The sequence below is a fragment of the Rhodococcus sp. NPDC127593 genome (assembly GCF_042671975.1).
GTDB lineage: Bacteria > Actinomycetota > Actinomycetes > Mycobacteriales > Mycobacteriaceae > Rhodococcus_F.
In genome coordinates this window covers 1-23,064 of the sequence record NZ_JBHXWI010000081.1, presented here as the reverse complement: position 1 = coordinate 23,064, position 23,064 = coordinate 1, and the positions used below count along the sequence as shown (strand labels likewise).

Here is a 23,064-nt window from a genome sequence, read left to right as displayed (position 1 = left end):
GCGCCGCGGCCACTCCGGCGCCACCCACCGCCTCACCATTCATTTCACGAACCCAGGAGAGACCCCCGTGGCCGACAAGCACCGTATCAACTTCGAGCCCGTCGACATCGAGATGGAAGTCGGCGAAGACGAGTACATCCTCGATGCCGCGTTTCGGCAAGGCATCCACCTGATGCACGGCTGCCGCGAGGGACGTTGCTCGGCCTGCAAATCCTTTGTCCTCGACGGCGATATCCAAATGGAGAACTACTCGACGTTTGCGTGCAACGACGCCGAGGTCGACGAGGGCAACGTCCTGCTCTGCCGGTCAACCGCATACAGCGACTGCACCATCGAACTACTCAATTTCGACGAGGACGAACTGCTGGGCGGTGTCCCCATCCAGGATGTGCGCACCCGGGTGACCGGGATCGAGCCGATGACCAAGGACATCGTGTCGCTACGGTTGGCGCCCATCGAACCCGCGGCGTACGAATTCAAGCCCGGTCAGTACTCCGACCTGCACATCCCGGGAACCGACGAGCATCGGTCCTTCTCCATGGCGACGACCCGATCGACGCCGGGACATGTCGAGTTCCTCATCAAGAAGTATCCCGGCGGCAAGTTCGCCGGCTTGCTCGACGACGGAATCTCGGTGGGTGACGAGATCGCCCTGACCGGACCGTACGGGTCGTTCACCATCAAGGACGGCCATGTCCTGCCGATGGTCTTCATCGGCGGCGGCGCGGGGATGGCACCGCTGCTGTCGTTGCTGCGGCACATGAGCGAGACGGGCAACACCCGGCAGGTGCACTTCTACTACGGTGCCCGCACCCCGCAGGACCTGTTCTACCTCGACGAGATCCTCGCACTCGGACAGGGACTGACGAACTTCACTTTCGTGGCCTGCCTGTCCGAATCGATGGACCCGCCGCCTGTGGGTGCGATCGCCGTCGAGGACGGCAATGTCACCGACGTCGTCAGCCGCCGCGAGCCCGGCATCGGCCGGGCCGAGGTGTACCTGTGCGGGCCGCCGCCGATGGTCGATGCGGCCCTGGAACTGCTGGAGGCGAAGGGCACCCCGCACGACCAGATCTTCTACGACAAGTTCACCAGCCCCGCCTTCGAGTAGGCGCCCGAGGAAACCACTTTCCTGCTTTACCGACAGAACTGAGAAACGAGATGACCGCAACCTCCGAGTCCAAGCAACGTAGCTTTCCGAAGATCGAGTTCACCGACTCCGAAGCCGGTGCGCTGGAGTTCCCCAGCTCCCGCAGCCGCTCCTTCACCTACTACACGCCGGCCAAGAAGCGGTCGACGATGTACGAGGACGTGACCGTCGACGTCCAACCCGACCCCGATCGCCACCTGTCCCAGGGCTGGATCTACGGCTTCGGTGACGGCCCCGGCGGTTACCCGCAGGAGTGGACGGCCGCGAAGTCGTCGAACTGGCACGCCTTCCTCGACCCGAACGAGGAGTGGGACCAGACCATCTTCCGCAACAATTCCAAGGTGGTCCATCAGGTCGAGTTGTGCCTGTCCAACGCCAAGCGCGCCCGGGTCTACGACTCCTGGAACACCCCGTGGCTGACGTTCATCTCCCGCAACCTTGGGGCGTGGATGCACGCCGAGAACGGGTTGGCGCTGCACGTGTTCACCTCCATCCAGCGGTCCTGCCCGACGAACATGATCAACACCGCCGTCGCGGTGAACGCCGCCCACAAGATGCGCTTCGCCCAGGACCTGGCCCTGTTCAACCTGGACCTGTCCGACGCCACCGAGAACTTCGACGGTGCCGCCCACAAGGAGGTCTGGCAGTCAGCGCCCGAGTGGCAGCCCACCCGTGAGGTCGTCGAGCGGCTCACCGCGGTTCCGGACTGGTGTGAGCTGCTGTTCGCCTCGAACATCGTCTTCGAGCAGCTGGTCGGCACCCTGTTCCGTAGCGAATTGGTCATGCAGATCGCCGCCGGTAACGGTGACTACATCACCCCCACCATCGTGGGCACCGGCGAGCACGACTACGACCGCGACCTCGCCTACACCCGCAACCTGTTCCGGTTGCTCACCCGCGACCCCGAGCACGGGGAGACGAACAAGGAGCTGTTCGGCACCTGGCTGGCCATCTGGGTGCCGCGGTGCCTCGACGCCGCCCGGGCGCTGCAGCCGATCTGGTCGCAGCCGGCCGACAAGGCGGTCACCTTCGCCACCAGTTTGGACGCCGCCACGGACAAGTTCCGTTCCCTGCTCGAGGACCTCGGGCTCGACATCCCCAAGGAGTTGGACAAGTGAGCATGCAATTCGGATCGTCCACCGAGTTCTCCAACATGTGTGGCGTCACCTTGATGAACACCCCCATCGGCCGGGTCGTCGCGGAGGTGATGGGTGCCAAGGACGGTGTCGAGCTGACCGAGTACCCCTCGATGATCCGCGTCGACGGCCAGAAGCTGCTCGACTTCGACTACGAGGAACTCACCGACGCCCTGGGCCAGGAATTCGACGGATCCATCTTCGAGGAGATCAGCTCCACCCACTACGGGCGCATGGTCCACCTCGACGAGAAGACCCTGCTGTTCGCCAGCCCCGAGGACGCCGCCGAGTACATCGGATTCGACCTCACAGCACAGTAGACACGAACCGACATTGCACCGTGCCGGCGCCGCCCGACCGGACTTGATGGGCGGCGCCGGTGGACCGAGAGGCATCCCAGGTTTCAGCGGGTGCGTCGTCAACCCTTCAGAGAATGAGATCGATGTGAAAGCACTTGTGTTCCAGGGTCCCGGCTCGATGTCGTGGACCGATGTGCCCGACGCACACTTGGTCGACCCGACCGATGTAGTAGTGCGTGTCGATACGACGACGATCTGCGGGACCGATCTGCACATCCTCAAAGGTGATGTGCCCGCTGTGACCCCCGGTCGCGTGCTCGGGCACGAGGCGGTCGGCGTCATCACCGAAGTCGGGTCGGCCGTTACGTCACTCGCAGTGGGAGATCGGGTGCTGGTGCCGGCGATAACCTCCTGCGGCAAGTGCGGGCCCTGCAAGTGCGCCATGCCCTCCCATTGCGCCTCCGTCGGTGGCATCGGGTGGATCTTCGGACACCTGATCGACGGTACGCAGGCAGAGTACGTGCGCGTGCCGTTCGCCGAGACGAGCGTGCACCTGTTGCCCGAGGCCGTCACGAACGAGCAGGCAATCTTCCTTGCCGACATTCTGCCCACCGGATTCGAGATCGGGGTGCAGAACGCTCGAGTGAAACCTGGCGACACCGTCGTGGTAGTGGGTGCGGGCCCGGTCGGGCTGGCGTCGATCCGCACGGCAGGGCTCTACGGCGCCGCGACCGTCATTGCTGTCGATCTTTCCAAATCCCGGCTCAAACGTTCACTCGGCTTCGGTGCGGACGAGACCATCAACAGTGGCACAGAGGACGTCCGAGCCCGCGTCCTCGAACTCACTCACGGTCTGGGCGCCAACGTGGTGATCGAGGCAGTCGGGATCCCGGAAACCTTCGAATTGTGCACTGCCCTGGTGCGTCCCGGAGGGAGCATCGCCAACGTCGGTGTGCACGGCAGACCTGTCGATCTGCACCTCGAAGATCTGTGGATCAACAACATCACGATCACCACCGGACTTGTCAACGGCACCACCATTCCTACCCTCCTGGATCTGGTGGCTCACGAGAAGATCGACGTCGGGACCTTCAGCACTCACTCGTTCGGGCTCGAGCAAATGATGGACGCGTACGACGTCTTTGCACATGCAGACACCCACGACGCACTCAAGGTCACCATCAGCCGGTGAATTACGCAGCTGCGGCGAGCCGTGGCCAGATTTTACCCATCGATTGAAACCGGAGCATCCAACATGTATGAGAAGAACGGCGAGAAGTATTTCATCGTGGACGGCCACGTACACGTCTGGGACGCCCGCGAGTCGAACCAGAAGAATGTGCACGGAAAGCAGTTCATCGATTGCTTCTACGACTATCACAAGAACCTCAGCCCCGAAGAGGTCGTGTGGGACTACGACACCTACACGTATTACGGCAGCGAACGCTTCGAGCGTGACATCTTCGTGGAGGGCTACGTCGACCACGCGATCTTCCAGGCCACCTTGCTCAGCGACTTCTACCACAATGGATTCGGGCGAACCGACGAAGCACTCGCCCTGGTCGCCAAGCACCCCGGCAAGCTCACCTACAACCACGCCTACGACCCGCGCCACGAGGAGGCCGGGCTCGAACAGCTCCGCAAGGATGCCGACCGGATGAACCTGCAGGGCGTCAAGCTCTACACCGCCGAATGGCACGGCGACTCCCGCGGCTACAAACTCGACGACCCGTGGTCGCGGCGCTACCTCGAAGAGTGCATCGAGTTGGGGATCAAGAACATTCACGTCCACAAGGGTCCGACGATCCGTCCCCTCGACCGCGATGCCTTCGACGTCTCCGACGTCGACAAGGTCGCCACCGACTACCTGGACCTTCGATTCGTCGTCGAGCACGTGGGACTGCCGCGGCTCGAGGACTTCTGCTGGATCGCCACCCAGGAGTCGAACGTGTACGGCGGCCTGGCGGTTGCCCTTCCGTTCATCCATACCCGGCCCCGCTACTTCGCCCAGATCATCGGCGAGTTGCTCTACTGGATCGGCGAGGACAAGATCCTGTTCGGCAGCGACTACGCGCTGTGGACCCCGAAGTGGCTGATCGAGAAGTTCGTCGACTTCCAGATCCCCGAGGACATGCAGGGCGAGTACGCCCCGATCACCGCCCTGCAGAAGAAGAAGATCCTCGGCCTCAACGCGGCGGCGCTGTACGACATCGACGTTCCCGCAAACCTGCAACTCGCCGAGCCGGCCGGGCAGGAAGGTGTGGAGGTCGCTGCCGGGGCGCGGGAGACCGTGTCGTCATGACCGCCGCTCTTGTCTGCACCGAACAGGAGGTCCTGATGGCCCTGTCGACGGTTACCGACCCGGAACTGGACGAGCCGATCACCGATCTCGGGTTCGTCCGGTCGGTCGCCCTCGACGACGACGGGGTCACCGTGCACCTGCGGCTGCCCACCGCGTTCTGTTCGCCGAACTTCGCCTACCTCATGGCCTCCGATGCCCTCGACGCCCTGCGCCTGGTCGAGGAGATCGGTGAGGTGCGGGTGCTGCTGGACGACCATCACGACAGCGACAAGATCAACGCCGGTCTCGCGGCGGACGCCGGATACGTCGGGACGTTCGGCTCCGAGGCGGAGGAGAGTCTGCACGAACTGCGCCGAACGTTCCGGTCCAAGGCGCACGCCGCGGCGATGGAGCGGTGCGTCGAGGCGCACCTGAAGACCACCGATGTGGGTGTCAACGAGATCTACCGGCTCACCCTCAGCGACCTCGCTCTCGGAAAGGCCAAGGCCGCGTTGCTGCGTCGACGGATCGGCATCGGGTTGAGCATCTGCCCGGCCAGCCGGGTGTTCGTCGACGACGACGGCAAGCGCATACCCCCGGAGTCGGTGCCGATGCGGCTGCGCTTCGCCAAGTCGGTGCGCATCTCGATGGAAGGCAACGCGCACTTCTGCCGCGGCCTGCTTGCTACCCGCTACGCCGACAGCGAATCCGTCGGCGCCACACCGCGAATCACCAACCTCAGAACCAGGAGCCCGCGATGAAGGCCGTGCAAGTGGTGGGTTACCACACCAAGCTGCAGCTCAACGACATTCCCGCACCCACGATCGAGGGCCCCCTCGATGTGATCGTGCGCATCGGCGGCGCGGGTGTGTGCCGCACCGACCTGCACATCCTCGAAGGGCAGTGGGAGGCGAAGTCGGGTGTCGCGCTGCCGTACACGATCGGGCACGAGAACGCCGGCTGGGTCCACGCGGTAGGCGACGCCGTCACCAACGTCGCGGTCGGCGACAAGGTGATCCTGCACCCGCTCATCACGTGCGGACTGTGCCGGGCGTGCCGTTTCGGTGACGACGTCCACTGCCAGAACAGCACATTCCCCGGCATCGACGTCAACGGCGGGTACGCCGAATATCTGCGCACCACCGCACGCAGCGTGGTCCGGATCGACGACTCGCTCGAACCGGCCGACGTCGCCGCCCTCGCCGACGCAGGCCTGACGGCGTACCACGCCGTTGCCAAGGCCGCGAAGGCGACTCGGCCCGGAGACGTGTGCGTGGTGATCGGGGCCGGCGGACTCGGCCACATCGGCATCCAGGTCCTGAAGGCCATCTCCGGTGTCACTGTGGTCGTGCTCGACCGTAACCCCGCGGCCGTCGAACTCGCCGTGAAGATCGGCGCCGACCACGGCATCGTCGCCGACGGCACCCACCCCCAGCAGGTGCTCGACCTGACGGGCGGACACGGCGCCGAAGCCGTCGTCGACTTCGTCGGCGAGGGCGGCGCGACCCGGGAAGGAATCGGGATGCTGCGCCGCGCCGGGAACTACTACGTCGTCGGCTACGGCGAGAACATCGACGTCCCGACCATCGATGTGATCTCTACCGAGATCAACTTCATCGGCAATCTCGTCGGCTCCTACAACGACCTCCAGGAGCTCATGACCCTTGCCGCCCAGGGCAAGGTCACCTTGCACACCACCCGGTACCGGCTCGAGGACTTCCAGCAAGCACTCGACGATCTCGATGCCGGCCGGGTGCGCGGCCGAGCGATTCTCGTCCCGTAACACCCCGCATCCTCCGCTCGAAGCACGAAAGGAACATCAGCCATGGCCAAAGAGCTGCGGTACAACACGGACGCCCGAGCACGGCTCGAGCAGGGCGTCAACGCCCTCGCCGACGCGGTCAAGGTGACCCTCGGCCCCAAGGGGCGCAACGCGGTGCTCGAAAAGCTCACCGGACCACCGACGATCACCAACGACGGCGTGACCATCGCCCGCGAGATCCAGCTCCGCGAACCCTTCGCCAACATGGGTGCCCAGCTGGTCAAGGAAGTGGCGATGAAAACCAACGGTGTGGTCGGCGACGGCACCACCACCGCAACGGTGCTCGCCCAGGCGATGGTCCGCGAGGGGCTGCGGTCCGTCGACGCCGGCGCCAACCCCATGCGGGTGCGCCGCGGCATCGAACGGGCCGTCTCCGCGGTCGTCGACTCCCTCCGCGAGCAGGCATCCCAGATCGGGGGTCAGAGCGACCTGCAGCGGATCGCGACGCTCGCCGCCAGCGACGACGAAGTGATCGGGCACGCCATCTCTAAGGCCGTCGACTACGTCGGCAAGTCCGGGGTCGTCACCACCGAGGAGAGCGACACCCTCGGGCTGTCGGTCGACATCGTCGACGGCATCGAGTTCGACCACGGCTACATCTCCGGCTACATGGTCACCGACCCGGAGCGGATGGAGGCGGTGCACACCAATCCGCTGATTCTGCTGACCAACAAGAAGATCACCCAGGTCCAAGACATCATGCCGAGCATCGAGGTGGCCAAACGCGCCGACCGGCCCCTGGTGGTGCTGGCCGAGGAAGTCGACGGGCCGGCCCTGCAACTGCTCGTCGGCGGCAACATGCACAAGACGATGCAGTCGGTGGTCGTCCGGGCCCCCGGTTTCGGGCACCGCCGCGTCGCCGAGCTCGAAGACCTCGCGGTGGCACTGGGTGGGCACGTGATCGCCAAGGACACCGGCATCGAACTGTCCGAAATCAGTGTCGAGCATCTCGGTTCGTGTGATCGCATCACCGTGACCGAGAACGAGACCACGATCGTCGGCGGGCACGGGGACCAGCGCCTGCTCGACGCCCGCATCGCCCAGCTCGAATCCCAGCACGAACGCGCCAAGATCGAGGCGGACCAGGAAAGCCTCGAACTGCGCATCGCCCGGCTCACCGGGCGGGTTGCCGTCATCCGCGTCGGCGGCGCGACCAGCGTCGAGCTCAAGGAGCGGATGTTGCGCGTCGAGGACGCGCTGGCCGCCACCCGCGCCGCCGTGGAAGCGGGGATCGTCTCCGGCGGTGGTACCGCGCTGGCGCAGTCGCATCGGGCATTGGCCGATCTCGACCTGGCCGGCGACGAGGCCATCGGGTGTGACGTCGTGCGCCGCGCCCTCGCCGAACCGCTGCGCTGGATTGCGATCAACGCCGGATTCGACGGCGACGACGTCGTCGAGGTGGTCGCCGGTTTGCCGCTCGGGCACGGGTTCAACGCGCTCACCGGTGAATACGGGGACATGTTCGACGACGGGGTGATCGATCCGTTCAAGGTCACCCGCGCCGCGCTCGAAAGCGCGGCCTCGATCGCGGCACTTCTGATCACCACCGAGACCGCTGTCGTGGAAGAGGTGCTGGGCAATCCCGGTGCCATCATGGCACCCGGCTTCGGCGATCTCGCCGAAGGCATGGTCCGCCCGTCGAACATCTACTAGAGCAGCCAGTGGGTCACCGCCTCGACGGTCCTGCGAGGCGGTGACCCACTCCCCCGTTCCGGCGGCGAGGCATTCGTCCGAAAGAAAGTGAGTCATCGTGATTTTCATCGTCGTGAAGTTCAAGGTCATCGACAAGTACCGGAACGACTGGTTACTCGTCACCAAGGAGTTCACCGACGCGACCCGATCCGAGCCTGGCAATCTCTGGTTCGAATGGCATCGCAGCGCAGACGATCCCGCCGAGTTCGTGCTGATCGAGGCGTTCCGGGACGGGCAGGCCGGCTCCGACCACGTCGCCGCCGACCACTTCCGGAAGGGATTGGACGCGATGCGCCCGGCGCTGAGCGAGACACCGCGCATCCTCCACACCGACCTGCCCGGCACCGACTGGTCCCGCATGGGCGAACTGGAGATCAACCGGTAACCCGGTGCGGTGCACAACCTGACGGAATACAACACTGTGGAAGGACAAGCATGACCGTGGTGACGACCGGCCCCGTCGCGGGTCTGCTCGCGGCACTGGGCGATGCCGTGGTGACCGACAGCGACACCATGATCGCCTACACCCGCGACCAGTCGTTGCTCTCCCCCTCCGGACATCCGATCGCGGTGGTCCGCGCCCGGACCACCGACCACGTCGTGACAACCCTGAAAACCGCCCACCGGTACGGCATTCCGGTCGTCACGAGAGGGGCGGGCACCGGACTCGCCGGCGGGGCCAACGCGATCGACGGCTGCATCGTGCTCAGCACCGAGAAACTCGACCGCATCCTCACCATCGACGAACAGTCCCGCACCGCCACGGTCGAGCCGGGAGTGATCAACGGTGACCTCGCTGCCGCGGCCGCGGAGCGCGGACTCTGGTACGTCCCCGACCCCGGCAGTCGCGCCGTCTCCACGATCGGGGGAAACCTCGCGACCAATGCCGGCGGAGCATGTTGCGCGAAATACGGGGTCACCGGCGACCACGTCGCCCGGATCAAGGCGGTGCTCGCCGACGGCCGGATCATCTACACCGGCGCCGCCACCCGCAAGAATGTCGCCGGATTGAACCTGACCCAACTGCTGGTCGGGTCCGAGGGCACCCTGGCCGTCATCGTCGAGGCGACCATGCGGCTGCGTCGAACACCGGCGCGCACGGCCACCGTCGTCGCCGCCTTCGCCGAGCCCGTCCAGGCGGTCGACGCGGTGATGGCGATTCAGGCGGTGGCCGACCCGAGCCTGGTAGAACTCATGGACCGCACCACCATCTCGGCCGTCAACGACATGACCCGCATGGGTCTCGACGAGACGGCCGGCGCGCTGCTGTTGATCCAGTGCGACGGCGACGCTGCCGCGGCGGAAGCGCAGCGCAGCGCGGACGCGTGCCGTGCTGCCGCGGCCACCGAGCTGTACGTGAGCAGCGACCCCTCCGAAGGTGACGCCCTCATGCAGGCCCGCAGGGTGGCGCTGACCGCCCTCGAGCGCCGCGGCAGCACTCTGCTCGACGACCTGGCCGTGCCGGTGCCCCGGCTACCGCACATGCTCGACGCCATTACCCGCATCGCCGACCGCCACCAACTGCTCATCGGCACCTTCGGGCACGCCGCCGACGGCAACGTCCACCCCACGATCGTGTTCGACGGTGCAGATCCGGACGCCACCGATCGGGCTTACCAGGCCTTCGACGAGATGGTGAAGCGATGCTTGGCTCTGGGCGGATCGATCACCGGCGAGCATGGCGTCGGCGACCTCAAACGCCCCTACCTCGAATCCATGATCGGTTCGGTGGAGAGGTCCCTGATGGCAGGAATCAAGGCAGCGTTCGACCCCACCGGGATTCTCAATCCGGGGCGTGCGATATGACACCCACGAATCCACATGTCCGATCGAAGCGGGACGACGACGTCGTCCTGGAGTTCGGCAACCGGTGGGCAGTGTTCGGCGGCGGCAGCGCCGAAGACATCTTCGTCACGTTCGGGTGGACCGAGGCGCAGTACTTCGAATGCCTGCAGGTCCTGGCCGGGCGTCGTTTCCCGCCCCTCGACGACACCCTCCGGCAACGTCTTCTCGCCGTGTGCGCCGAGCGGCTACAGCGAATCGCTCATCCCCCTTCCCCTGCGTCGAAAGGCCACGTCGATGACAGTGAATCACGGCCGACGCCGCGGCCGTCCCCGCGCTGATCCCGGTCCTCCGCCACCCCGTCTCATATTGAGACCCGTCTCACATCGAGACGACGTACTCTCAACTACGTGAGAGGCGGAGAATCGGGGCGTAAATACAGCATGACCAGCAAGGATCTACAGAAGGCGCGAGAGCTGTTCCTCGCCGACAACGACCTCGACAGCTCCGTTCGCCAACCCATCTCGTACTCGTGGCAGCGATCGAAGTCGCTCAAGGTGCGCCCGGATCAGCTCGACCTCCCGTTCGTACGAGAGCCGAATCTGGACTGCCCTCTCGTGGCTGCAGCCGAACCCGTCTTGCGGCAACTCGCGGACGGACTGGTCGACGAACCAGTGAGCGTCATCCTGACCTCGGCTGACGGAGTGATCTTGACCAGGATCACCGCCAGTCAACGACTCAATCGCACACTCGACGACGTCCAACTGATACCTGGTTACAGCTACTCGGAAGAATTCGTCGGCACCAACGGCATCGGCACCACTCTCGAAACCCGTCAGCCCACCCTGGTGACGGGCGCCGAGCACTACGCCGACTGTCTCGGGCAACTGGCATGCGCCGGTGTCCCCATCACCCATCCGATGTCCGGCGCCCTCGTCGGTGCACTCGATCTCACCGGCTGGGTAGAGGACGGGGGCCCACTGTTGGCCACTCTCGCCAAATCCGCCACGGCTCAGATCGAAGGGCGCCTCCTGGCACAGGCCAGTGCGGACCAGACCGCGTTACTGAACGCCTATCTGAAGGCCTGTCGGCGGTCACCACAAACGGGAGTGTTGGCGCTCGGAGACGATGTCGTTCTCGTCAACCGAAAACTACGCGTGGCACTGGATGCCCAGGATCAGGGTGCGTTGCTCGAACACGCCGTCGACCTGAGCGGCGTGCCCGCCACCCAACGACACATCGTCGCCCTGCCCAGCGGACAGACGGCCCGACTGTCCTCGGTCGAGGACTTCGGGCTGGGGGCACGGAGGCAGATGGCCTTGTTCTACGTACATCTGCTGGAGATCCCCACATCGGGATCCCCTGCTCTGGAGAGCATCCGCGTTCTGCCCGGAATCACCGGTAGCAGCGCGTCCTGGCGCCGCAGTTGCCAGCAAATCGCTCGCTGCGCGCGCGAACAACAGTGGGTCACCGTCTCCGGCGAAGCCGGAAGCGGCCGCGGATCAGCCCTCAAAGCTGTTGCCATCGAACATATTCCCATCCGCACACGGATCTTCACGGTGGCCGAACTCGCGGGCGACAGCGCCGCCCTGCCGGCACTCGAACAGGAACTCGCACAAGACCGATTCAGCGTCATCCTGCGCGACATCGACCTCCTTACCGAGTCACAGCAGCGGATTGTCGCCGACCTCATTCAAGGACGCGAGCACGCCGGATGGATCGGCGCGACCATCGGCGGAACCGATCACAACACCGATCTCGACACGCTGCTCCTTCCCCACTTCAGCCATACCGTCACAATGCCTGCGCTGCGTCATCGCATCGACGATCTTCACAGCTTGGTACCGCATCTGCTGAGACAACTCGGTCGCGGCGCAGACTTGTCTCTGTCGCCCGCGGCGATGCGCCAACTCTGCAAGTACAGCTGGCCCGGCAACGTCACCGAGCTCCGGCAGGTTCTGCACGACGTGGTCCAGCGTCAGCGCTCCGGTGTCGTCGAGGTCGAGCAGCTTCCCCCGATGTGCCGAGCTCTGAGCCGACACACACTCACCCAGATCGAGGCCCTCGAACGCGACGCCATCGTGCGAAGCCTCGAAGAGAACCACGGCAACAAGAAGGCCGCGGCAACAGCTCTCGGCATCTCACGGGCCACCATCTACCGCAAGATCAAGGAATTCGGCATCGACATCTGACGTCGTCCGCGCCACCAGTGTCAGGAAATGAGACACGCGTCACACCGTAGCCGGTGGAACATGAGGTCAGACAGAGAATCCCACGCGGATCAGCAACTCGTTGAGCGCCAACCGTTTCGAGTACGGGTACGTGACCGGGACCGACGTGAGGACGACCCATGACTACGAAGCCGCTCGGCGCGGATACCCATTCGGCATCCCCCTGCAGCACCACCTCCCGGGTGTGGTTGGTCGCCGCGCTGGCGCACACCCGCGAACCCGCCGACCGTCCCGCGGTACGTGACGATCTGATGCGGACCTGGGTTCCGGAGCCGGGCAGCGGTTACCGCACCCGCGACGGGCGTCGCCGGGCGACCTGGGCGCAATTGCACTCCCGGTTCGATCTCGTCGAGGTGACCCCATGACTACCTCCTGCGCAATCCGGCCCGCCCCCGGCTGCCGCTCGTCAGCGGCGGGACGGTCCCGTGCGACCACGCTGGGTGATCGCCTGGCCAGGGAAGACGCCGCTGAGGATGCGCGGCGCTTGTCCCCCGACGACCGGACTACGTGCCCGCTGCACCGACGGTGGATTCACCAATGCGTCGCGTCGCCGACACACGTCAACGCCGTCACGCGACACAGGTGGTGCCGCCAGTGCGCCGTCCCGCTCACCGTCACTGTCGACGAAATCGCACAGACCGTCACGATGGTGTGCCCGTCCTGCGGAGACGGCGGCAGCCCCGCCACCACCAGACTGGTGTCCGCATGTTGTGCCAGCCTCGGCGAGGCGTCCAATCACACTTCGCGGACAGGCTCGTAGTGCTCTACGAGCGGGAAGGGATCGTAGAAATGGTGCAGCAGGTCCTTCCACTGCTGGTACCGGCTCGACTGACGAAAGCCTTCGGTGTGGTCTTCGAGTTTTTCCCACTCGACCAGCAGGAGATAGACATTCGGTCGCTCGAGGCCGCGTGACAATCGCAGTCGCAGGAATCCGGGCACAGACGAAATGATCGACTCGGCCTGCCCGAATGCAGATTCGAATTCCTCGACCCTTGCGGGTGCCACGGACAGCAGTGCGTGTTCCAAGATCATCGGCACAGTATGCGACGACCCCAGGTCGTGGCTGCGAGCGACGTGATCGCCTCTCCAACGCGTAGCGCAGATAGAGGCGATGCGCAGTGACGCGACGGGAATGCACCGCGTGGGATTCCGTCGCACAATCGAAGGAGAAGAAACCGCAATCCTGCCGGAGGTCGGATGATGCGTCGGGAGGAACTGGCACCGGTACCCACGCCGATCCGGTGGTGGCGGCTCGGGCCGTGGAGCCGCAACCGCCTGATGCGCCCAGGCGACCGCTACGAGGCCGTCCTCGTGCTGCTCGCCGCGACGCTGATGCTGCTGCTGATCCCGTGCGCCGCCGCATTCGGAACGGCGACCCACACCCGATTGGAACAACAATCCCAGGCACTGCGCTCCGGCGTGCACCAAGTGCCCGCAGTCCTGCTCGAGGACACCCACCCCGCACCCGACACCCCCGACGACGGACTTCGACCCAGCCACAACCAGGACAGTGCCCGAGCCCGCTGGTCGACGCCCAGCGGGGACCACACCGCCGTGGTACCCACCGGCGCGCACGCGAGGGCGGGGCAGACCATCACCATCAGCGTCGGCGCCGACGGCAACCTCACCGGCCCCATCCGAAGTAACCGGGAAGACACGGTGGTGGCCGTGACCGCCGCATGCGGGGTATGGGCGCTCGGATCCGGCGGCATCGTCGTCGTCCCGGCACTCCTACACGCGGTGTTGGCCCGGACCCGGATGCGGCAATGGGCGTACGAGTGGACTCGGTTCGACGCACCGCCGCGATGACCCCGACCCCCACTACCCGTCGGCGGCCGGCCTCGAGAACAGCTCGCGGTGTGCGGCGATGTATTGCTCGACCGACTGCGCGGGCTGCCCGGTCACGTCCTCGACGTCGGTCGTCAGCCGGTTGTAGCGATCGTCGCGGTGCAGTGTGGCGACCGTGAGGAGGTGTTGCACGGTGTGCGACGAAATGCCGGGCACCGCGCCCATCAGGTCCACGAAGTTGTCGTAGGGCAGATCGGATCCCGTTACCGGCCGACCCAAGCCACGGGTGTACTGCTCGGCGAGGCCGTCGATGTCCAGGACGGCGGCGCCGGTCAGCTCATAGACCCGCCCGACACGGCCTGCTGGATCCTGAAGAATGGCGGCGATGACGCGGGCCACGTCGGTGGCGGCTACGGGCGAGGTCCTGCCGGTACCGAACGGCAGGGCCAAGACGCCCCGTTCGGCGACCGAACGGCTCGCCACGACGGTGAACAGCGGATTGTCCAGGAAGACCGTGGGTCTGACATGGACGACGGGCAGACCGGACCAGTTCATGATGCGCTCGGCGAGCCAGTGCAGCCGTTGATGCCGGGACTCGTCGGTGCTGGTCGACGTCATCTGCGACACCGTCATCTGCGACATGTTCACCAACGCCTCGAGATCGCCCCGCTCGTCGGCAATCGCGCAGACGACAGCGGCGGCCTCCAGATAGTCCGCGGAGACACTCATGTTGAAGAACATCCGCCTCACGCCCGCCAACGCCGCAGCGACGTCGCCAGGGCGGGTCAGATCGCCCACGACAATTTCTGCCCCCAGGTCCCGTAGGGCGTCGGCGCGGCCGTCATCGCGATGAACCATCGCCCGCACGGGCTCACCACTCCGCAGCAGCAGCTCTGCTACCAGCCGGCTGATGCTGCTGTAACCACCGCCCACACCGGTCATCAGGAACGGCGCCCGGTCACTCATGACCGAATCTCGCTGTTCACGTTGCCAAGGAGCCACAACTGTCCTGCTGATATGGAAATGCGCGCTACAGCCATCGTGAACCTCCTGGTTCTACCGGCCGGGCAACAAACAGAAAGATGTGCGCCTGCGCACGCACACCGGCGTCGACCTGGACTTCTACGACGTTACGACAGGACGGCGCGCGTCAGCCACCCCAAGATTGAGACACGGCTTCGTCGGACGGCTCGAGGGCACTAGCGGCCGTCTCGGATGAGCAGTTCAGCCAGGTCATGGCGTCCTTCAAGAACACGGCACCCTCAGCGGACTCGTGCAGACCGAACCCGGTGAACCGCTCGGCCGCGGGCCTGGAGATCTGCCGGCAGATCGCGCCCTGGTTCTCCGCAAGCACCGAAACTCCGATGAGAAGCCGTGCGCAGCTTCGGCCACGTGGTGGACGCCTTGCGGATCGAGAACGTAATCACCGGCGGGTCAAAGGAAATTTCGACGGCGAGGGATGTCGCGACGATGCCCACGGGCTCGCCGTCCATCATCGCGCACAGAGCACCGACCGACGCGATCTACCGCCGGAACACCTCACTCGAGCCGGCCGACGCCGACGCCGGCGCCGGCGCCAGTGCGTGGATACCGAAGCCGAACTCGGACTCGATCTCCATCATCTGAGGGGCGGTCATCGTGCCGTCACCCCGTCGACGTGCGCGCCGGCTTCGATCGGAAGCAACGGTGCCTTCAGTTGCATCCAGTCGGACAGTATCTCGTCGAGCGAGTCGGTCTTCGGGGTTTCGATATAGAGGCTCTCGGTCGGCACACTGGAGCCGAGCTCCGCCCCCTGCTCGGGCGGTTTCAAATCACGCGCCGGACGAAAATATCGCCTCACCGGCGTGATACGCGACGCCGCGTTGCCGTGGTTGCCGACAGACGATCCCCGTTCACCGACCTCGGGCACCGCTGTCGGCACGCACGTCGCCACCTCGACGGCAAATCGATGTGCGCGTTCACCTCCGACGCCGCAGATTCCGCGGGAGGAGCGGTCCGGGCCGAGTACGGTTGCGCGGCTACATCACGACCAGACTTCGGCTCTTGCTTCTTGACGGCTGGATTACCAACACTATTCGAGGTTCTTAGGAGCACCCATGCGAAAGGTCACTGAAAATACCGACACATCAGTAGAATACGGAACGGCTATTGCATACCAACATAATTCAGAACGCGGCGATGGGACACTGTTGGGGGTTGTTCACCTTTCAGACGGCAACGCCGCTGGCGGTGACTTCCCGCCAAACTGCGAATCCGTCCGCCATCTCGGTGCGCCTTCCGGCCGCAGCCAGTCGGTGCCGGCGAGCCCGGAGATGCGTCGAGATCGGGCTGAACGCAGACACGAATCGTTGCGCATGCGCGACCGACTTGAAGCGTTTCATCTCCCGCTCCCCGCTGGCGGGTCGGCTGATGGGAATTCTCCGCCCGGTTGTTCGAGTACTTGCACCGGCGATGCTCGACCGAGGCCGGCAACTCGCGGTGGGCGACGCTGTAGCTGGCCAGCTCATCGCTGACGATTACCCGCGGCACATATTGCACGCCCTTGAGCAGCCGACGGAAGAATCGCTTGGCGGCGTTACCGTTTGGGCGGGACTAGACCAGAATGTCGAGCACAGTGCCGTGCTGGTCGACCGCACGCCAGAGATAAAATTGCCGGCAAGCAATCCGGCCGAACACTTCGTCGAGATGCGACTTGCCGCCGAGCTTGACAGCCCGGCGTCGACGCAGCTGGTTGGCGTAGAGCTGACCGAACTTGGCACACCATCGCCGGATCGTCTCGTAGCTGACCACGACACCGCGTTCGAGCATCAGCTCCTCCATCTCACGGAAGCTGGGCGGGAACCGGAAGTACAACCACACGCAGTGGTTGATCATCTCCACTGGATAGCGGTGGGCCCTTGTACGACGGGATTGCTGTGGTCACACCACAGATTCTCCCAGTTCGCCGAACTCGCCAACGTGACAGTGCCCTCGTTCGAATCCTGCACGGCTGCCTCAACCACCGTACCCACGACGCCGATGTGATCTACGGCCGAGACCTGCGACGAATCTGCTTCAGACGCCGTGCCGCGTGCCGGAGCAGTACCCGTACACCACATCATCACGGCGGCGGCCCGCACCAGAACAGACATCGAGCTACGGATCCACACTGTCCTCTTACCGTTCGACGTCGCGGCCGAGCAATGATTCCCAGCGGCGGCCGGGGTCGCCGTCACGGTCATAGTGCACACCGTCGACGCAGTGACAGGCCGGCCACGGTATCTGCCACCCGCGGAGCCCGCCGAGTGGGCGGGGGCGATCTTCTCGGCTGTCGATCCACGCACGGGTATTTTCCTCGGCGCCGTCGACCCGGGCACCGGCAGCCATCGACGCGGGCAGCTCGCCTATCGCCTCTACCTCAACACCGACCGCGCGGCCGTACCTGCATACCCAGGCACCCCGGCACCGCGATCGGCGGCCTGGGCTCCATGGCCGCCAGTGCGCCCATTAGGTATGAACCGCCCGGGAGTTGTTCCACGACAGTCAGTGACATCGAGGCCACATCCACCATCAGCGTTAAGGGTACCCGAATTCGATTTTGCACAATATTCCTAAAGGCTCATCTGCGCGCCCGAAAAGCGTGCGTCCACCACCACATCACCATCACTGAATCGCACGTCCTGGTGATCGACGTACGCACCGCCACACTGCTGTTCGATCTGAGCATGTCTGAACTGCAGAAACGCTTAACTTCGTGGCATTGGGTCCGAGCACTACCCGCCCGCCGACACGTCCGCGGCCAATACCGACGACAAGAACTCCTGCGAGATCGCCGGCCAACGTGACGGCCGGCGCTGTTGCGTCTGAATGTCCCGCAACCGCGCAACAAGTTGCATCATTGGCGGTCCCTCGTCACACAGAAGCCTGATCACGCCCAGACCCGAGCACTGCGCGGCCAGGGGTACCAGCGCATCCAAGGCCGCCTGCTCATCACCGGCGACGAGAACCGACACGACGTGCAGCAGTCGCGCTCGCAGCAGAGCACGGGGACGCTCATGGGTCGCTATTCGCTCTACCAGGGCCGCTGCCCTCGTACGGGCACGGAGCGCGCTCGGCAGCGACTTCTCTGCCATCAGTCGCCGGATCGCCGAATCCTCCTCGAGTTCTGCTGTCACCTCGACGATCCCGTCCACCCGATCCGGCGCAGGTGCGGGAGTGTCCGGGTCGCCCTCGGCCAGGTGCTGCGCGGGATCGGCGGCGGAGAGCCCCAACCTCGTCCGCTCGTTGCCGATACGGGCGGCCAGCCTCGGCAGCGCCAACTCGGCGGCGATCTGTGCACCGTCGTCCAGCCGCTGGGCGGCCGCTGTGATATCTCCCCGGATGGCCTTGATCCGGGATCCGGTGCCGAACGTGACGAGCATGAAATCGACGACACCGCCCTCCGAGCCGAGTTGATAGCTTTCGTCCAGCAGTCGCTCGGCCTCGTCCAGCTCGCCGCGCTCGTAGAGCAGATCCCCCAGCATCGCGCTTGCGAGCCTCGTGGAATACGAGTGGTGACCTCCCGCCTCACGCGCGAGACCGTAGGCCAACCGAAAGTACCGCTCGGCCTCGTCCACGCGCAGCATCTCGTTTGCCGCGATCCCGGAAAAGCAGTGCCCGTACACCCCAGTGAACGGCCCAGTTGTGCGCGCGTGGAAGGGCGTCCCCCATTCCTGCCACCGCTGTGCGGCGTCGAAGTCGAAGCGGTGGATCGCCTCGTAGGACGCGACGTTGGACGCGGCGGCGAGGACGAACGGGCGCAGGGTCTTCTGCCGGTCAGTGCAGTCCGACACCAACTCGGTCAGCCCGTCGATGCGGTCCCCGAAGAGGTCCGCGACTCCCCTCACCAGTGCGGCGTCGACCCGCAGGTCGGCCGTAGTGGTGTCGGCGGCGGGTAGGTCGGCGATGCAGGCATCTAGAGATCGGAGTGATTCCTCCACGATGGTGTGGTCATGGTGGAGCAGTACGTGCGCCCAGGCGAGGGCGAGCTGCAGGTGTGGGCGATCGGCGGCCAGTACCCGGGGAACCTTGTCGATCAGGCCCAGTACCGACGCGAGCTGCGAGTGCTCGATCAGCGCCAGTCCTCGTGCGTCGACGAGGTCGGCCGCGAGTTCCCGCTCCCCGGCGGCCAGTGCCTGACCGACGGCCTCGCTCAGCAGATCGTGCGCGGCGAACCACTGCGACGCCGTGCGGTGCAGTTCGGCGATGCGCGCGGGATGATCGCGCTGCATGCGACGACGCAGGAAATCGGCGAACAAGTGGTGATACCGAAACCACTCTCGCTCGTCGTCGAGTGCACGGAGGAACAGATCGCGTTCCTCGATTTGTTCGAGTAGCGCTTGGCCGTCGTCGACGCGTGCGAGCACGGCCGCGAGATCACCGCAGAGCCGTTCAGTGACCGATGTCGCCAGCATGAAGTCGAGGAGGTCGGGTTCGAGGGCGCTGAGAACGTTCTCGGCGAGGTACTCGCCGATGCCTCGGTGTCGGCCCGATAGGTGGCTGATGAATTCGGCTGGATCGTCGCGCCCTCGCAGAGACAGCGACGCCAACTGCAAGGCCGCGACCCACCCCTCGGTGGAGTCCCTGAGGTTGGAGATCTCGTCCTGTTCGAGGGTCAGTCCGCACATATCGACGAGGAACGCCCGGGATTCGTCGAGGTCGAACCGGAGGGCAGCGGCGTCGATCTCGACGAGTTCATCACGGACCCGCATGCGGCTGAGTGGCAATCCCGACTGACTGCGGCTGGTGACCAGCACCTGCAAATGGTGGCACCCATGATCGAGAAGGAATCCCATCGCGGCGATCGTCGCGGCATCGGTCGCTCTGTGCCAGTCGTCGATGACGACAGTCAGCAGCTCGCCGCGCTCGTGAATCTCGTTGATGAGGGTCGTGAGCACGTACCGGTCGGCCTGGTTGCCGTGTTCCTCGAGAATCTGGCCGAGTTCCGCGGCAAGATCGGGTCGGACGGTGCGGATCGACTCCGTCAGGTGTGCGAGGAACCAGACGACGTTGTTGTCGTCCGAGTCGATGCTCAGCCACGCGACCGCAACACCGGAATTGATCAGGGTGTCGCGCCACTGTGCGGCCAGTGTGCTCTTTCCGAACCCTGCAGGGGCGTGGATCAAGATCAATCGCCGGCGACTGGCGTCACGTAACTGTCCGGCGAGTCTACTGCGTGGCACAAGTGCCCGCGTGGGTGTCGGCGGCCGGTACTTCGTCGACGCGCTCGGCGGTTGTAACGACGACCCGACGGCCTCAGGGAGCGAAGCGGCGTGTGTCTGAGTTGGCACATAGCTGACTGTGCCGGTGGCACGGTCTTGAATCGATCGAACAGGTGTTCGGTCGGTTTGAGTTGATATCGCCATCTCGTCGACAACCAGATCGTGACTGCGTTCGACCTCGCGGAATAAATTTCCGAACTCCGCTGCGGTGCATGGACGAGCGCCTGGATCCCGAGCCATCGCGGTCTCGATCGCTGCGCGAACGTCGGCTGGGAAGCCGGCGGACGGCAAACGCGGTGCTGGTTCGGCGGTAATGCGCAGGAATTGGGCAACGATCTGTTCACCGGACCGGCGCTCGAAGGCCGCATGCCCGGTGATGAGAGAGAACAGGGTTGCGCCGAGCCCATAGATATCGGATGCAACGCTGGGAGACTCGCCGGAAAGCACTTCCGGGGCCGTGTATGCCGGTGAACCGGTGAGCGCGCCGGAGTCCGTCTCGAAGCCACCTTGAATACGTGCAATACCAAAATCGGAGAGCTGCGGCTCCCCGTAGTCGGTCAGCAATATGTTGGCCGGCTTGACATCGCGATGGAGGATCCCCGCGCGATGTACGGTCTCGAGCGCTCCCGAAAGCTTCACCGCGATTCGGATTGCCGACTCCCACCCCGTCGGACCGTCGCGCCGGATTGCAACCTCCAGTGAGTCACACTGGTGGTACTGCATGACGATGAAGGGAAGGCCACTCTGAGTCGCCCCGATTCGCAGCACATTGACGATGTTTGGGTGCCCCGAGAGCTGACCCATTGCGCGCTGCTCACGCAGAAACCGCGCTCGACTCTCCTCATCGAGCCCCGAACCCAGCACCTTAACGGCGACGACCCGGTCGAGCGATGGCTCCCGACACCGGAACACCACCCCGAACCCGCCGTGGCCGATCATCTCCACTTCCCCGAAGCCCTCGGCTCCGAGTTCAGCCTTGATCGTCGGGACCGCACCGCCGATGGGAGCAAAACCATCCGCCCCTACCATCGGTCGCTCACCCCTGGGCCTGGCAGGCGGAGTCTGCGCCCTTGGTCCATCCCGCATCACCGATTTCCCACTCTTCTACCAGACGAGCGCCAGTCGACTGGCGGCTGCAAACGCTCCTCGCCCCAAAGCCTACTCGGTTGGAATCCGCGAGTAATCGGTCACGGCACATGGTTCCGCTGTTCCACGGGAGCGAGTCTGTTCGGGCCGGCTGATGAGCCGTACGGGTGCCCGTCACCAGGAGGGAAGCGATTGAGAGCTGTTGGGCACCGCACCGCGCACCTGGCCGATCAGTACCCTCGAGATCAAGGCTCGCATCGAGGCCAGGTTCCCCGACGACGGACCCCGGCCCACCCATTGAACCCAACCCACCGCTCGCCCGACACCGACACGGGACACTCGTGAGGACCTCGAATATGAATACCAACGTCGCACTGCTGATGGGATTGCTCGCCGGAAGCCTCGGCGGCACCGCGGCCCTCCAGACCTTCCTCGGACGAACCGGTGGCAAACACCGCACACGAGGTGCACCCTTCCACCCGAACGGGTAATCACCGCGGCGATCGCCTGCCAGTGCACGGCGCGGGCGGGTCGACGCACCAGCGGATCGGCTACGGCGTAGCTGCGAGACAAAAGTACCGGGCGAATTATCTTTCCACACAAGCATATACGATTTCCGCGCGACACTGGCCGCCCTTCTCACTTCCCCAGCATGGCCCAGTGCCCCGCCTGCGGACGATGATCCGGGCAGCTTGAGCGTCCCCCGCCCCTCACACCCGCCGCCGACATAACCGATGTCAGTGAGCGGCCGACCTCAGTTCGGGCTGGCGCGGGCCACCGGAGACGGCGAATCGAGTCATCGCGGAGCAATCGCGGCGATACGCGTTCGCAACGCCTCGTGACGAATCCTATTCCACAGCTTGACATCAGAGCTGTCCCTGGTGCCTGAAACCACGTCCTATTATCCGCGCGTCTGTCCGCCTCGGGCCGCCGGCCCGATGTCGAGTCACGCCGGCTCAGTTCTGCTGTTGGGCACGGCCGAGAAGGTCGGACTGACCGCGGACTGTCGAGCGCTGCCGATCCGTGGCACAGGCCCCGAACCAGGCGTTGATCGGCAACATCCTGCCCGACCTTGCTACAACGCTCGCCCTCGGAGGGGCATGCCTGGTCGACCTTGCCCCACCCCGGGCCATCCTGAAGCGTTCGGGCATATCGCCGTCGGTCCCGCACTGCCTCCCATGATCACCACCCGGGCCCGCCGCCGACGCCCACCAGGGGATCGCGACGATCGACACCGCTCGCGCTGCGAAGGAAGACCGCACCGTCTCCGTCGGAGAACATGTCCCCGACCAGGGCATATGCATGTGTAGAGCCTGTTGCCCCATGGTCACGGTGTTGTTTCGGGGTGCTGTCTTCGGTGCAGGTGCCCGGGTGAGCGAAGTGTAAGCGCACCGACACCACACGCCATCGAGCGGACATATTCCGCCCCTATGGTTCTGCGAATCTTCAACCCTCAGGAGCTAAGCCTGGATACACCGATTGGTATGAGCGCCTGAGGGTGTCATAAAGGCGAAATGCCCTGCGGTGGTGAAAGAATCGATCTTGTCTAGGAACCGGT

General features: G+C 65.0%; 21 protein-coding genes and 2 pseudogenes. 17 read left to right on the top strand and 6 right to left on the bottom strand.

All coding sequences use genetic code 11. The features are described from left to right. Window positions 1-67 precede the first annotated feature (67 nt). The 13 genes from ACFVJ3_RS43610 (at window position 68) to ACFVJ3_RS43550 (ending at window position 12,758) form a co-directional block, all read left to right on the top strand. Complete coding sequence (locus ACFVJ3_RS43610) at window positions 68-1,111, top strand: FAD-binding oxidoreductase (protein WP_378457975.1); 1,044 nt, start codon at window positions 68-70, stop codon at window positions 1,109-1,111. 50 nt (window positions 1,112-1,161) lie between these two features. Further along, on the top strand, window positions 1,162-2,268 hold the full coding sequence (locus tag ACFVJ3_RS43605) for an aromatic/alkene monooxygenase hydroxylase subunit beta (protein ID WP_378457974.1): 1,107 nt from the start codon (window positions 1,162-1,164) through the stop codon (window positions 2,266-2,268). Next, window positions 2,265-2,606: a propane 2-monooxygenase effector subunit MimD gene (gene mimD / locus ACFVJ3_RS43600; protein WP_009472934.1), complete on the top strand. Its 342-nt coding sequence runs from the start codon at window positions 2,265-2,267 to the stop codon at window positions 2,604-2,606. Before ACFVJ3_RS43605 ends, mimD begins: the two co-directional genes overlap by 4 nt. 124 nt (window positions 2,607-2,730) lie before the next feature. Then, entirely contained in the window at window positions 2,731-3,777 is a 1,047-nt protein-coding gene (locus tag ACFVJ3_RS43595) for a zinc-binding dehydrogenase (RefSeq protein ID WP_378457973.1), read from the top strand. Window positions 3,778-3,840: 63 nt separating this feature from the next. After that, window positions 3,841-4,887, top strand: a complete 1,047-nt coding sequence (locus ACFVJ3_RS43590) for an amidohydrolase family protein (RefSeq protein ID WP_378457972.1) — start codon at window positions 3,841-3,843, stop codon at window positions 4,885-4,887. After that, window positions 4,884-5,627, top strand: coding sequence for an iron-sulfur cluster assembly protein (locus tag ACFVJ3_RS43585; protein ID WP_378457971.1), 744 nt, complete (start codon window positions 4,884-4,886; stop codon window positions 5,625-5,627). Before ACFVJ3_RS43590 ends, ACFVJ3_RS43585 begins: the two co-directional genes overlap by 4 nt. After that, window positions 5,624-6,649: an NAD(P)-dependent alcohol dehydrogenase gene (locus tag ACFVJ3_RS43580; RefSeq protein WP_378457970.1), complete on the top strand. Its 1,026-nt coding sequence runs from the start codon at window positions 5,624-5,626 to the stop codon at window positions 6,647-6,649. Before ACFVJ3_RS43585 ends, ACFVJ3_RS43580 begins: the two co-directional genes overlap by 4 nt. A gap of 42 nt (window positions 6,650-6,691) precedes the next feature. Beyond that, complete coding sequence (groL, locus tag ACFVJ3_RS43575) at window positions 6,692-8,341, top strand: chaperonin GroEL (RefSeq protein WP_378457969.1); 1,650 nt, start codon at window positions 6,692-6,694, stop codon at window positions 8,339-8,341. 97 nt (window positions 8,342-8,438) lie between these two features. After that, entirely contained in the window at window positions 8,439-8,765 is a 327-nt protein-coding gene (locus ACFVJ3_RS43570; protein ID WP_378457968.1) for a putative quinol monooxygenase, read from the top strand. A gap of 50 nt (window positions 8,766-8,815) precedes the next feature. Beyond that, entirely contained in the window at window positions 8,816-10,186 is a 1,371-nt protein-coding gene (locus tag ACFVJ3_RS43565) for an FAD-binding oxidoreductase (protein WP_378457967.1), read from the top strand. Further along, window positions 10,183-10,503 carry a hypothetical protein gene (locus ACFVJ3_RS43560; RefSeq protein ID WP_378457966.1) on the top strand — a complete coding sequence of 107 codons (321 nt, stop codon included), beginning with the start codon at window positions 10,183-10,185 and terminating at the stop codon, window positions 10,501-10,503. The genes ACFVJ3_RS43565 and ACFVJ3_RS43560 overlap by 4 nt, the downstream gene beginning before the upstream one ends. A gap of 102 nt (window positions 10,504-10,605) precedes the next feature. Then, window positions 10,606-12,354, top strand: coding sequence for a sigma-54-dependent Fis family transcriptional regulator (locus ACFVJ3_RS43555; RefSeq protein ID WP_378457985.1), 1,749 nt, complete (start codon window positions 10,606-10,608; stop codon window positions 12,352-12,354). Window positions 12,355-12,512: 158 nt separating this feature from the next. Then, entirely contained in the window at window positions 12,513-12,758 is a 246-nt protein-coding gene (locus ACFVJ3_RS43550; RefSeq protein ID WP_378457965.1) for a hypothetical protein, read from the top strand. A 370-nt stretch (window positions 12,759-13,128) separates the two neighbouring features. Here the strand turns inward: ACFVJ3_RS43550 and ACFVJ3_RS43545 are convergent, their stop codons facing one another. Further along, entirely contained in the window at window positions 13,129-13,425 is a 297-nt protein-coding gene (locus ACFVJ3_RS43545) for an antibiotic biosynthesis monooxygenase family protein (protein WP_378457964.1), read from the bottom strand. A gap of 168 nt (window positions 13,426-13,593) precedes the next feature. Here ACFVJ3_RS43545 and ACFVJ3_RS43540 point away from each other — a divergent pair, with 168 nt between their 5' ends. Continuing rightward, entirely contained in the window at window positions 13,594-14,202 is a 609-nt protein-coding gene (locus ACFVJ3_RS43540; protein WP_378457984.1) for a hypothetical protein, read from the top strand. Between the two features lie 12 nt (window positions 14,203-14,214). Here ACFVJ3_RS43540 and ACFVJ3_RS43535 read toward each other — a convergent pair whose 3' ends face one another. Together ACFVJ3_RS43535 and ACFVJ3_RS43530 are read right to left on the bottom strand one after the other, a co-directional pair. Then, window positions 14,215-15,147, bottom strand: coding sequence for an NAD(P)H-binding protein (locus tag ACFVJ3_RS43535; protein WP_378457963.1), 933 nt, complete (start codon window positions 15,145-15,147; stop codon window positions 14,215-14,217). A gap of 184 nt (window positions 15,148-15,331) precedes the next feature. Beyond that, complete coding sequence (locus ACFVJ3_RS43530; protein WP_378457962.1) at window positions 15,332-15,535, bottom strand: hypothetical protein; 204 nt, start codon at window positions 15,533-15,535, stop codon at window positions 15,332-15,334. Window positions 15,536-15,555: 20 nt separating this feature from the next. On the opposite strand from ACFVJ3_RS43530, the gene ACFVJ3_RS43525 reads away from it, so the two are divergent. Further along, on the top strand, window positions 15,556-15,807 hold the full coding sequence (locus ACFVJ3_RS43525) for a hypothetical protein (protein WP_378457961.1): 252 nt from the start codon (window positions 15,556-15,558) through the stop codon (window positions 15,805-15,807). A 7-nt stretch (window positions 15,808-15,814) separates the two neighbouring features. On the opposite strand, the gene ACFVJ3_RS43520 is transcribed toward ACFVJ3_RS43525, so the two are convergent. After that, window positions 15,815-16,102: a hypothetical protein gene (locus ACFVJ3_RS43520; protein WP_378457960.1), complete on the bottom strand. Its 288-nt coding sequence runs from the start codon at window positions 16,100-16,102 to the stop codon at window positions 15,815-15,817. A gap of 286 nt (window positions 16,103-16,388) precedes the next feature. After that, window positions 16,389-17,055 (bottom strand): annotated as a pseudogene (locus ACFVJ3_RS43515) (IS6 family transposase). Window positions 17,056-17,244: 189 nt separating this feature from the next. On the opposite strand from ACFVJ3_RS43515, the pseudogene ACFVJ3_RS43510 reads away from it, so the two are divergent. Next, window positions 17,245-17,604 (top strand): annotated as a pseudogene (locus ACFVJ3_RS43510) (N-formylglutamate amidohydrolase); the annotation flags it as partial. Window positions 17,605-17,933: 329 nt separating this feature from the next. Here the strand turns inward: ACFVJ3_RS43510 and ACFVJ3_RS43505 are convergent. Continuing rightward, window positions 17,934-21,449 (bottom strand): protein kinase, encoded by a 3,516-nt coding sequence (locus ACFVJ3_RS43505; protein WP_378457959.1) that lies wholly within the window; start codon window positions 21,447-21,449, stop codon window positions 17,934-17,936. A gap of 413 nt (window positions 21,450-21,862) precedes the next feature. On the opposite strand from ACFVJ3_RS43505, the gene ACFVJ3_RS43500 reads away from it, so the two are divergent. Beyond that, window positions 21,863-21,997, top strand: a complete 135-nt coding sequence (locus tag ACFVJ3_RS43500; RefSeq protein WP_378457958.1) for a hypothetical protein — start codon at window positions 21,863-21,865, stop codon at window positions 21,995-21,997. Window positions 21,998-23,064 lie beyond the last annotated feature (1,067 nt).

Coding starts and splice junctions, on each gene's coding strand:
- ACFVJ3_RS43590 (WP_378457972.1), top strand. CDS start 3,841: ATGTATGAGAAGAACGGCGAGAAGTATTTCATCGTGGACGGCCACGTA.
- ACFVJ3_RS43605 (WP_378457974.1), top strand. CDS start 1,162: ATGACCGCAACCTCCGAGTCCAAGCAACGTAGCTTTCCGAAGATCGAG.
- ACFVJ3_RS43540 (WP_378457984.1), top strand. CDS start 13,594: ATGCGTCGGGAGGAACTGGCACCGGTACCCACGCCGATCCGGTGGTGG.
- ACFVJ3_RS43505 (WP_378457959.1), bottom strand. CDS start 21,449: ATGGTAGGGGCGGATGGTTTTGCTCCCATCGGCGGTGCGGTCCCGACG.
- ACFVJ3_RS43550 (WP_378457965.1), top strand. CDS start 12,513: ATGACTACGAAGCCGCTCGGCGCGGATACCCATTCGGCATCCCCCTGC.
- ACFVJ3_RS43545 (WP_378457964.1), bottom strand. CDS start 13,425: ATGATCTTGGAACACGCACTGCTGTCCGTGGCACCCGCAAGGGTCGAG.
- ACFVJ3_RS43555 (WP_378457985.1), top strand. CDS start 10,606: ATGACCAGCAAGGATCTACAGAAGGCGCGAGAGCTGTTCCTCGCCGAC.
- ACFVJ3_RS43565 (WP_378457967.1), top strand. CDS start 8,816: ATGACCGTGGTGACGACCGGCCCCGTCGCGGGTCTGCTCGCGGCACTG.
- ACFVJ3_RS43535 (WP_378457963.1), bottom strand. CDS start 15,147: ATGAGTGACCGGGCGCCGTTCCTGATGACCGGTGTGGGCGGTGGTTAC.
- ACFVJ3_RS43560 (WP_378457966.1), top strand. CDS start 10,183: ATGACACCCACGAATCCACATGTCCGATCGAAGCGGGACGACGACGTC.
- ACFVJ3_RS43580 (WP_378457970.1), top strand. CDS start 5,624: ATGAAGGCCGTGCAAGTGGTGGGTTACCACACCAAGCTGCAGCTCAAC.
- ACFVJ3_RS43500 (WP_378457958.1), top strand. CDS start 21,863: ATGAATACCAACGTCGCACTGCTGATGGGATTGCTCGCCGGAAGCCTC.
- groL (WP_378457969.1), top strand. CDS start 6,692: ATGGCCAAAGAGCTGCGGTACAACACGGACGCCCGAGCACGGCTCGAG.
- ACFVJ3_RS43585 (WP_378457971.1), top strand. CDS start 4,884: ATGACCGCCGCTCTTGTCTGCACCGAACAGGAGGTCCTGATGGCCCTG.